15 protein-coding genes, 2 tRNA genes and 1 pseudogene are annotated in these 9863 nt (G+C 70.1%); all 18 read left to right on the top strand.

The window, feature by feature from the left end; translation table 11 throughout:
* On the top strand, window positions 1-442 hold a 442-nt coding region (locus JHN45_RS46895; protein ID WP_236584857.1), incomplete at its 5' end, for a hypothetical protein.
* 112 nt (window positions 443-554) lie between these two features.
* Window positions 555-680, top strand: a complete 126-nt coding sequence (locus tag JHN45_RS54260; protein WP_268982477.1) for a hypothetical protein — start codon at window positions 555-557, stop codon at window positions 678-680.
* A 164-nt stretch (window positions 681-844) separates the two neighbouring features.
* Window positions 845-985: a hypothetical protein gene (locus JHN45_RS46890; protein ID WP_201055523.1), complete on the top strand. Its 141-nt coding sequence runs from the start codon at window positions 845-847 to the stop codon at window positions 983-985.
* Between the two features lie 326 nt (window positions 986-1311).
* Window positions 1312-2463, top strand: coding sequence for a DUF932 domain-containing protein (locus JHN45_RS46885; protein WP_307783397.1), 1152 nt, complete (start codon window positions 1312-1314; stop codon window positions 2461-2463).
* Window positions 2464-2665: 202 nt separating this feature from the next.
* The gene (locus tag JHN45_RS46880) at window positions 2666-3130 is read left to right on the top strand and encodes a hypothetical protein (RefSeq protein WP_201055522.1); all 465 of its coding nucleotides are present in this window, start codon (window positions 2666-2668) and stop codon (window positions 3128-3130) included.
* A 135-nt stretch (window positions 3131-3265) separates the two neighbouring features.
* Entirely contained in the window at window positions 3266-3529 is a 264-nt protein-coding gene (locus tag JHN45_RS46875) for a hypothetical protein (RefSeq protein WP_201055519.1), read from the top strand.
* Window positions 3530-3672: 143 nt separating this feature from the next.
* Window positions 3673-3746 (top strand) — tRNA-Leu (locus JHN45_RS46870).
* Window positions 3747-3784: 38 nt separating this feature from the next.
* Window positions 3785-4018 (top strand): hypothetical protein, encoded by a 234-nt coding sequence (locus JHN45_RS46865; protein WP_201055517.1) that lies wholly within the window; start codon window positions 3785-3787, stop codon window positions 4016-4018.
* Between the two features lie 99 nt (window positions 4019-4117).
* Window positions 4118-4192, top strand: a tRNA-Ile gene (locus tag JHN45_RS46860).
* A 267-nt stretch (window positions 4193-4459) separates the two neighbouring features.
* Window positions 4460-5320: a hypothetical protein gene (locus tag JHN45_RS46855; RefSeq protein ID WP_201055515.1), complete on the top strand. Its 861-nt coding sequence runs from the start codon at window positions 4460-4462 to the stop codon at window positions 5318-5320.
* On the top strand, window positions 5317-5481 hold the full coding sequence (locus tag JHN45_RS46850) for a hypothetical protein (RefSeq protein WP_201055514.1): 165 nt from the start codon (window positions 5317-5319) through the stop codon (window positions 5479-5481). The genes JHN45_RS46855 and JHN45_RS46850 overlap by 4 nt, the downstream gene beginning before the upstream one ends.
* A gap of 127 nt (window positions 5482-5608) precedes the next feature.
* Entirely contained in the window at window positions 5609-6244 is a 636-nt protein-coding gene (locus tag JHN45_RS46845; protein ID WP_201055512.1) for a hypothetical protein, read from the top strand.
* A gap of 187 nt (window positions 6245-6431) precedes the next feature.
* Window positions 6432-6797 (top strand): DUF3846 domain-containing protein, encoded by a 366-nt coding sequence (locus tag JHN45_RS46840; RefSeq protein WP_201055511.1) that lies wholly within the window; start codon window positions 6432-6434, stop codon window positions 6795-6797.
* A 146-nt stretch (window positions 6798-6943) separates the two neighbouring features.
* On the top strand, window positions 6944-7390 hold the full coding sequence (locus JHN45_RS46835; RefSeq protein ID WP_201055510.1) for a hypothetical protein: 447 nt from the start codon (window positions 6944-6946) through the stop codon (window positions 7388-7390).
* A gap of 209 nt (window positions 7391-7599) precedes the next feature.
* Window positions 7600-7932 carry a hypothetical protein gene (locus tag JHN45_RS46830; RefSeq protein WP_201055509.1) on the top strand — a complete coding sequence of 111 codons (333 nt, stop codon included), beginning with the start codon at window positions 7600-7602 and terminating at the stop codon, window positions 7930-7932.
* A 66-nt stretch (window positions 7933-7998) separates the two neighbouring features.
* Window positions 7999-9192 carry a ParB N-terminal domain-containing protein gene (locus tag JHN45_RS46825; RefSeq protein ID WP_236584856.1) on the top strand — a complete coding sequence of 398 codons (1194 nt, stop codon included), beginning with the start codon at window positions 7999-8001 and terminating at the stop codon, window positions 9190-9192.
* Complete coding sequence (locus tag JHN45_RS53720; RefSeq protein ID WP_236584855.1) at window positions 9138-9563, top strand: hypothetical protein; 426 nt, start codon at window positions 9138-9140, stop codon at window positions 9561-9563. The genes JHN45_RS46825 and JHN45_RS53720 overlap by 55 nt, the downstream gene beginning before the upstream one ends.
* A gap of 76 nt (window positions 9564-9639) precedes the next feature.
* A pseudogene (locus JHN45_RS46820) lies at window positions 9640-9863 on the top strand (hypothetical protein); the annotation flags it as partial.

Here is a 9863-nt window from a genome sequence, read left to right as displayed (position 1 = left end):
TGCTCCGGGTGACGCCGGAGCGGCCACGCCGAACACGAAGGGAAGCCCCGTAATGGAGGCAGCATCAGCAGTGCAGCTGATCAATCAGCTGATCTACAAGCCCGGTTGGACGATCAAAGCCGAGGATCACACCAACCGGTTTGAGGGAACGGTGAAGGTCACGTTCACGTTCCCCGCGTACAGGTCGGAACGGGAATTGGCGCCGGAAGGCTACCCGGAGAAAATCACCACGTACGCGGAATTCCCGATCGTCGTTGCCGACTGCGACGACGTGGAACTGTACCGCCGGATTCTCGGCAAGATCATGCACATTGAACTGCACGAGGCTCGCGAATTCCTCCGAGTCCCGCCCACGTATTGGGCCCCTTTCCACCCGCACCGCGTAGACGGCATGAGCCGTTGGGGTGACGGCCCCGGAGATCTGCTTTACGGGATCTCGTAACAGACACTCCCGGACGGGGGCCGCATCTCGCCTGCGCCCCCGTTCGGGAGGCCAAGCCGCAAGAACCCCAGTCCTCCCCCACGGGAGGCCGCACCCGGTCAGTGAGGAAGTCATGAGCCTGAAAGTGATCATCCTGATTGTCGCCATAGTGGCCTGCTACGCGTACAGCAAGGGCCGCGCCCGAGGCCAGAGCGACAACATCGCGAAGGCAATTGCCCGATTCTTCGAGAACAAGTGACCATGCGCGAGCAGGCATGCACCGCGTATCCGCCCTCCCCGTGGCTGGACTACGAGGAGTCGGGACCCTCGCGGCTCGAACGTTGGGCGCCCCACGTGTACGTAGTCGCATGCCTGCTTGACGCCCTGGTGTTGACCCTGCGCGCTGACGTGAGGTGGTGACCCATGAGCTCCCTTCAAGTCTCTGCCGCCGTACTGTCCGCTGGTGCGGTCGTTCTGGTCATCGTGGCCATGCGGTACTTCCGGAAGGCCACCTGCGCCCAGCACGAAGCCGCACTGCTCCTCGCGAGCCGCCGTCGGCGGTGAACTAGCCCGGTGGGTGTTGGGTGGCCGGGCACGGCCGCCCAACACCCACCGGCAGGGGGAGCCGGCCCGTGGCCCGGGCGCGCGCCGGCCACCCGCCCAGTGATCAGGCCACAGACCGAGCCCGACCCGGGCGGGATAGTTCTACGAGCGGCGCGGCGTCGAAGGTCGCGGCGCTTCCCACGCGGTGCCCGTGCCACCGCGGCTCACCGCCCCACCGCCCCACCGATCCACGTGGTTGAAGCTCCAACTTCCGGGTATATATCTAGTATCGAACTACATCGGGTGACGCCGATGTATCGCCAAGCACACGAAGGGAGAGCCCCCTAGTGGCTCACCAGACCGACCCGACTTCCATGGACACCGAGGTGAGGGGCGCGCGCAACGCGTCCTTCGACGACCTGCTCCAGATCCTTGAGCGGGACCAGGACGCCAAGATCGACTTGGTGGCTCCTGCCTCTGCGATCAGCGCCGTGGACGGCAACCTGACCGTGACCGGCATGGAGCCGGTACTGACACCGAGCGGGGTGACACAGGCTGACGGCGCCTACCGTCCCACCGCCGTTGCCGATGAGGGAATTGCCGACAAGCTGAAGATCCCCACCGCCTACCTGCGCCGTATGCGCGCCGAGGCAGTCGACCTGTACGACCTCAACGTCAACGGCTGGCTGCAGAAAGACCCGACCCGCCGTTTCCTGCTCCGCGCCTTCAAGGGCGAGCCGGGCGTACTGCGTGCGTGGCTTTCCGACGGCTACAAGATCATTGACCATCTGGACATGCTCACCGCCGTACTGGCGGGCATCGAGGAGTCGGGACACCCCGTGAAGATCACGGGGGCCGACCTCACGGAGCGGCGCATGATCGTTCGGGTGGAGTCCGAGCACGTCGAGGCACTCGCTCCCGAGTTGCTGCGGGGGTACCGGTCGCCGTTCACCGGGCAGTCGGGCGATCAGTTGCCGATCGTCTCGGCCGGGTTCGTTCTCACCAACAGCGAGGTGGGCAGCGGCAAGTACGCGATCACGCCCCGCATCGTCGTGCGGGTGTGCGGCAACGGTATGACGATCACGAAGGACGCGTTCGGCAAGGTGCATCTCGGAGCACGGATGGACCAGGGGATCGTCAGGTTCTCGGAGGACACCCAGGAGAAGAATCTCGCGCTGATCACCGCGCAGACGCGTGACGCGGTCGCAACGTTCATGAACCGCGACTACGTCGAGCGGAAGCTGGCCGATATCCAGCGGGAGGCAGGCCGCGAGATCACCAGCCCGACCGAGGCCGTGGAACTGGTGGCGAAGCAGTTGCGGTTCTCCGACAGCGTGCGGGAGTCCGTGTTCAGCCACTTCATCAGGGGTGGCCAGACCACGGCGGGCGGGATCATGCAGGCCATCACCGCCACCGCGCAGACCCTCGATGACGGGGATGCGGCCTACGAGCTGGAGACGCAGGCCCTTTCCGCGATGGCCATCGCCGCAGCGGCGTAGTCGCTGTAGCCCCGGCGGGAGTGCGGCGGCCTCCCACTCCCGCAGGATCGGCAGTCTGTGAGCGGCACTCGGGTGCCGCTCACAGGCACCCGAACCGGAACCGGCAGGGCTTGACTTCCAAGCATTTATTATCTAGTATCGAAGTTAGTTGAGGGGTGACGCCCTCCACTGTCGCCGAAACAAGCACGAGGGGAAGCGCCCGATGGGCCCCAATAACCTTTCATCCAGCCAGGCCCGGGAACGCCTGGCACCGGTCACCGCGCACGCCGTTGACGCCGTCACCGATCTGATGACGACGGCAGGACCCGGAAGCCACCTGCTCACCGCCGTTGTCCGTCCGAGGAACGCGGAACCCGTCACCGCCTACGCCTGGTTCGACGTCGTCGGAGAAGGCGCTGACGCTCTCTGGCGCGGCGTCTACGCCGACACCGCCGCAGTCGCGGAAGTCGTGGCCCTCGGTCTCATCGTCGCCAAGGGCAGCGTCGTGCTCGGTACGACAGCACCGACAGGCGAGGAGACCGTGCGCGGCTGGCTGGTCGACGGCCACGCGCTCAGGCCCCTCACGGCCGACGAGATCCGCCACGTCTTCCGCGAAGCGCTCGGTCCGGAGTCGGATGCCGTCACCTACCGAACGGCATTCCCGGTTCCGGTATCCGCTCCGACGTAGCACCTGCTGCGCACCCCCGGTCCGGCGGCCAGCTCTCTCCCACGGCCTGGCCGCCACCCGGCCGCCGCCCCTCAGCCCGCGGTGCGGGGCGGCGGCCACCTCAAGGCCCCCTCAGGGACTCAAAGGAACGTGACCATGGCTGACACCGACCCGGTCCCGATCACCGACGAGAACGCCGTCGCGCACGCGATCGCTGCCGCCATCCACAACATCACCAAGCAGGACTTGTCGGGCCACGGTCCCGAGATCGTCCACGCACGGCTGACCCGGCCCGGATCAGTCGTCCGCGCATCGGTCGCCTACAACAAGGCCCGCAGCACCGGCAAGACCGAACGCAGAGCCGTCCGCGACGCCGCGATGGAACTCGTCAGGCAGTACCGCTTCCAGCACAACCTCTGACTCCCCGCGCAGTTACCGGCCAACCTCGCCCAGCGTCACGCCGGGACTGACCAGACCAGCGGCCAGGCGTCTCTCCCCGCGCGTGGCCGCTCCCAGGGCCGCCGCCCCGGACTACCCGGCACCGGGGCGGCGGCCCGCCTCACGGGCCCGTAGCTCAGTGGCAGAGCCAGTGCCTTAAAAGCGCACAGCGCCGCCGGTTCGAATCCGGTCGGGTCCACCCACACGCCACCCCAACCGCCCCACCACGGAGGAGCCATGACCACCGACGACCACAACACCGCATCCCAGCCCACCGCCCCCGGCGCAGCCTCGAAGGCCCGCAAGCGCGCCAGCGCGCAGGAAGTGATCGAGTTCGTCATCGCTGAGAAGCGGCTCGCGGACCTGGACGTCGAGATCGACTTCGAGGCGCTCGCCAGGCTCGACGACATGTCCGACGAGGAGGCCGCAGCGCTGATCGACGAGACCATGACGCGAATCCTGTTCACCTGACCAGCGGCCGGGGCCGCCCTCTCCCGCAGCCTCGGCCGCTCCCAGGGCCGCGCCCCGCTCCGCCCTACCGGGGCGCGGCCCGCACAACTCACCATCCGGGGTGCTGTAGCTCAGTTGGTAGAGCGCCGGTCTTATAAGCCGTCGAGGTCGTGGGTTCGAGTCCCACCAGCACTACGCGAACCACCCGTCCAGGAGCGCCCGCCGCTCGCGGCCCGCGTCACAGCGCACCGGCTCGCTTCCGGCGGGCAGGCCCCGCCGGCCACCGCAGGCTGCGACGACCGACACCGCCGACATCTCCTACGCCGTTCCCGTCTCGGCGAGCGGGCACGGCCACCCCGGCCAGCTCGTCACTGGCCAGCAGTCCGCCGCCCCCGCACATACGCGGGGCGGCGGACCTCGCCCACCGCCCCAAGTCCCTTCCGAACGACGGGAGTTCCGACCGTGACCGCCGACATCCTCACCATCGACACACCGTCCGGCACGGTGCGCGCCACTGCCCAGTCACAGGGCGAGGACGCCGTCCTGTACGCCCTGACGGGCATACTGCGCGGCTTCGTGCACGTGACCGGCACTCATCACCCGCGCCGTTGGGACCAGTTCACCGCGCTGCGCGTGAGTCTCGGATCCGTCAACGCCATGGACGCCACCGCGCCGGCCGAGTCGCTGCCGCGCAGGCGCGGCAGCGCGACCGGCTACACCGGCGGCCTGGTGCGGTGGACGGACGACGATTACCCCTACCAGCACACCGCGACGGCTCTCGTGGAGTCGACGGCCGGGAACGCGCCCTCTGCCGCAACGGGCGAGGCCCTCGCCCGGGTCATGCGTGCCTGCGCCGAGGACGTCGCCCAGCGGCCCGATCTTCACCGCCTGCTGGACGCCTCCCGCGAGCGTGAGACCCCCCGCCTGCTGCGCTTCCTCGACTGGTCGATGCGCAGGGGCGAGGCCGAGGCGGCACGCTTCGAGCGCAAGGCCCAGGCCGACCGCCGCGACGCGCGCACCGCCGTCTCCATCTGGTGGACGGCCGCCCGGTGGCTCACCGCCCGGCCGCACCCCGTCCTGGCCCTGCTACTGATGAACTACCCGGGGTCGCTCGCGCGCCGCGCCGACTACCTGCCCGCATACGCCGATTACGCCGAGCGCACCGCCCGCGAGGAGCGTGACCGCGTCGGTCGCATCCGCACGGAGATCGCGTCCCTGCGCGCCCAGCAGCGGCCGCGCCGACCAACCCGCCGCTCTGCCGCCCGGCAGCGGGGCGCCGCCGATGCCCCACCGGCCGCGCGCAGCAGGAACCGCCCGGCATGAGCAGCTCGTTGCGGCCGTGGAGCCCCGAGGACTTCGACGACACGTGCGAGACCTGCAGCGCGCCGCCCGGGCAGTTCTGCCATCCGTGGTGCGCGACGGGTTACACCGCGGCCGATGCGCGCCGCGAGGCCGACGCCGTGGACGCGCGGGAGGGTCGGTGACCGGCCCCGGCCCTCTGGACAGGCCGCCGCCAAGCGGGGAATAGCCGACCCATACCACTTGTTAATCTAGTATCGAACTGATTCGGTCCCGACGGGCGCCGAATCCGCACGGAGGGAAGTCCCAGGCATGGGCTACGACATGTACCTCGTACACTCCCCGGAGGGCGAAGACGCCGCGTACGAAGCTGCCAGCAGGTCGTTCGACGCGGCCGTGGAGCACCGCGACGGTCTCGACCTCCCGTACGACCACCCGCAGTACCAGGCCCTCCAGGTGGAGGTCGTCCGTGCCTACGACGCGATGGAAGCGGTCCGCACCGCGCACTTCCACCTGACGACCTGGGCGATGAGCGAGTGCCGGGCGCTCATGGACCACTTCGGCATGCTGACCGCCACGCAGCCGCCGGACCGGCCCGCACCCGAGGAATACGGAACCACCTCCGGGGAGGCCTTTGCGGCCCCACCGGGGGACACGGCGCCGTTTGCGGTCCAGCGGTTCCGCCAGGCTCTTCAGGCACGGCTGTCCTGGACAGTGCCGCAGCCCCAGGGCATCGCCGCCCACAAGCTCGGCGGCGACGTGGGCTGGATCATCACCCCCGTCGAGATCCACACGGCCCTCACGGCGTACGAGACCAGCAGGGCCGCGAACCCCGCGCTCCTCTCGGAGGTCATCGAGGACGCCGACTGGTGGCCCGCCTGGATCGACTACCTCAAGCATGCAGCCGGGCACGGCGGGTTCCGCGCCTACGGGCCACCCGTGACCTGACACGCCCCTCGCCGGTCACCGCGACACGGCGCGGGCCACATACCGGCCGGGCCCGTTCCCTTCGTTCGGGGCCCGGCCGCCACGGCCCGGCACGCGGTCGAGCCCCGTGCGGTCACCCCCGGACCGCACCCGCGCTCCCGCGTGCCGGGCCGACCACCCCCTTCCGCAGCGAGCACGAGAAGCACCCATGACCAAGATCCCTACCGCCCTGCTCCTGACCTGCGACGCGCAACTCGTCGAAATCGACCTGCCGTTCGGCCATGACTGCGCATCCAGCGCCGAGCGCCGTGCCGTGCTGCGCGCGGCCCTGCGATGCGACCGGTTCGACGTCGTCGCCCTGACCCGCCAGTGGGACATGTGGATCGACGACGAAGGCCTCTACAACCACCCGGTGAATCCCGCCGCAACGGCCCTCGCCCAGCGATTCGGCTTCACGCACCAGCCCTACCACGGCCCCGTCCTGCTCACCGGAGGCCCCGACGCGCAGGGCAATACCCTCCCGCTGCTGAGGCACCAGGTCATCGGCCTGTTCCTCACCCTGCAAGACCTGTGACCGCACCGGGCCCCGCCCGCCCGCGCACAGCTTCCTGCGGTCCGGTCCCCACCCTCACCGACACACCGAGGCGCCCGGCTCGGCGCCACGCCCTACCGCTGGCGGGCTGCCGCACCGCCCCCGCTTCACGCTCCGGAGCTCCCACCATGCCCGACCCCACCTTCCTGCCCGATCCGTTCGAGACCGCAGCCCAGGCATTCGAGGCCCTGTTGGACGCCCTCGGACCGGGACGCCATCACCTGGTGTGCAGCGCCCACACCGCCCTGGGGAGTTACGCCTCCGCTTCCGCGACCGTCGAGTGCGCGCCCGACGACCAGGACGAGGCGAACGCCGACTACGAAGGCTGGTTGATGTTCTGTCACCTCCTGGCGCAGACCTCCATCGCCTTCCGGGACGCGACCGTCTTCACCCGCACGTACACCACCGACAGCACCTCCGTACTGCGCGGCTGGCACGTCGACAACGGGTGGCCCCAGCCCATGGAAGCGGCCGACGTGTTCGCGGCGTACTGCACCGACCTCGCCACCGGCGACCCGATCCCGCCCGAGCCGGGCACGGACTACCAGGCGGGCACACCGCTGCCGACCGCTTAAGGCGGCGGCCACTGACCGCCGCGCGCACGCCCCGTGCCGCCGACGCCACCGGCCCCCGCGTTCGGGTCCCGCGCCCCGACCCCAACCACCACGAGCAGGAGATAACCGTTTGCCTCCAGGCCATTTATTATCCAGTATCGAAGTATGCAACGCGGTGTGGCCCCCCACCTGCACACCGTGAACTCGCCGCCCGAGAGGAATACACCGCCATGGCGCGTGCCGAAGATCCCGCACCCTTTCCCACCGGCTGGCCCCAGGCCCGCTATCGCGCCACCCGCCGCGCGATGAAGGCGCTCCGGCTCGCCGATCACCTGCTGCGCCGTGGGGTCGCCTACACGCCCGACGACGCCACCGACGAACTGATCTGCGTCGCCGCCGAGCAGACCGGCCACCTCCAGCCGTCCCGGACCACGTGCTCGCTCGTGCGCGCCGTCCTCGGACTGCTGCTCTCCCCCGCCGTCGCCGACTCCCCGATCGAGGGCGGCGCCAGCGGACGCGTCATCCGCGTGGTCGTCACCATCGGCGACCGTCCCACGGCCTGACCGGCCGACCGGGCGGGCCGGGACATATCCGGCCCGCCGAGCATCACCAGCACAGGAGTACCGACCATGTCCACCGCCCCCCAGGCGAAGAAGACCGCGTCGACCCCCGCCAGAGCCGCCTCCGCCATACCCCGGACGCCTGCGCGGCCGGAGCCGTCGACGCCCGAAGAGACCCACGACCAGATCGTCCGCCTCGACCCCGCGCTGATCGTGCGCGACGAGTACAACGCCCGCACCATCGACACCGAACCGGACGACGACCTCAAGGCGTCGGTGGCCGAACTCGGTGTACAGGACCCCGTCCACGTCCGCCCGCAGGAGAACGGCACGTACGGCGTCTTCAAGGGATGGCGGCGCACACAGGCCCAGCAGGCCGCCAATGCCACGGCCGAGGCCGAGGGCAGGCCCGCACGCAAGATCCCCACCATCGTCCGGGCCGACCTGGTGGGCAACGACGCGATGACGCACCTGCTGTCGCTGATCGAGAACGATCACCGCGAGCAGATGCACGACCGCGACCGGGTCAAGGCCATCGAGACGCTGGCGCTCATCGACGTGAGCGAGGAGCAGCGCGAGACGATGGCTCGCGCCCTGAAGATCAAGCGCGCCGAGCTGCGCGCGGCGCGCGAGGCCGCCCGCCTGGACGACGCCCAGCTCCGCCGTGCCAGCGTCCAGGGCTTCGACCTGATGCAGATGGCCGAAATGGCCGACGTCAGCGACGTCTCCCGCGCCGCCCAGGTGCTGGAGGAGGCTCACGCCAAGGACGCTGCCGAGGAAGGCGGCGGGCGCGGCCACTGGGACCAGGCCCTGGCCCGGCTCCGGCAGACCAAGGCCGACACCGAAGCCCGCCAGAAGGCGCTGGACGGACTCAAAGAGGCCGACATCCCGCTGCTGCCCGACTACTTCCCGTACGGCACGAAGGACACCTCCCGGCCGCTGACCGACCTGCGCACGCCCCTGGGCGCTCCGCTCACGCCGGACAAGCACGCCTACTGCTCCGGCCATGCCGCCCGCCTGGACGAGGAGTTCCAGCCCGTCTGGTACTGCTCCGACCCCGCACAGTACGGCCACAAGCTGCGCCCCGGAGCCAAGCAGCCCAAGCAGTCCATGACCGAGAAGGAGAAGGAGGAACGGGCGCGGACCATCGCGGGCAACAAGGCGTGGAAGACCGCGCGGACGGTCCGCGAGGACTTCGTGAGACGGCTGTGCAAGGGAAGTCCCTGCCCGAGGCGGTGCGGCAGTTCGCCCTGCGCACGGTGATGAGCCCGCCCTACCTGTACGCGAAGTGGTGCGAGAAGGGCGACACCGAGGCCGTCGCCCAGTTCCTGGGGGTCCCGGACCCCAACGCCGACACCTCCCGCTACAGCCGTGAGGAAGACCCGTTCGACGACCTGGTCAGCCGTCAGGGCAAGGCCAGGGGATGGCACCAGGTGTTCGCCCAGGTGGCCGCCGCGTTCGAGTACAGCGTGCGCGAGCCGAAGGCGTGGCAGGGCCTCAGCCGTCACCAGGCCGCCTATCTGCTGTGCCTGAAGGCGGAGGGCTACCGGCTGTCCGACGTGGAAGAACTCGCCGTCGCCAAGTACCTGCCCCGGCCCGCCGACGAGGACCAGGCCGTCGACCAGGCCGCCTGATCCCTTGCCGGGCGCAGCACGCCCCACAGCGGTACTGCGCCCGGCCCCCCTCCTCCCCCACGGCAAGGAGTTCGTCGTGTCCGACACCTGCCCGTCGGGACGACGGCGCTACCCCGACCGAGCGGCCGCCCGCGCGGCCTTCGGCGCCACCCGTGCGCGCGGCAAGGCGACCCGCGGCTACCGCAAGTGCGGAATCTGCGGCGGCTGGCATCTCACGCCCGAGCGCAACCACCGCCCGCGCCGACGCAGACGCGCGCAGACGCCAGGTCGGCCGCCCGCGCGGCCGCTCGGTCGGGGTAG

Origin of the sequence: Streptomyces sp. MBT53 (assembly GCF_016654115.1) — a bacterium.
Classification (GTDB): Bacteria; Actinomycetota; Actinomycetes; order Streptomycetales; family Streptomycetaceae; genus Streptomyces.
Note: the sequence above shows the minus strand (reverse complement) of the source record. Positions and strands in the feature narration are given on the sequence as shown.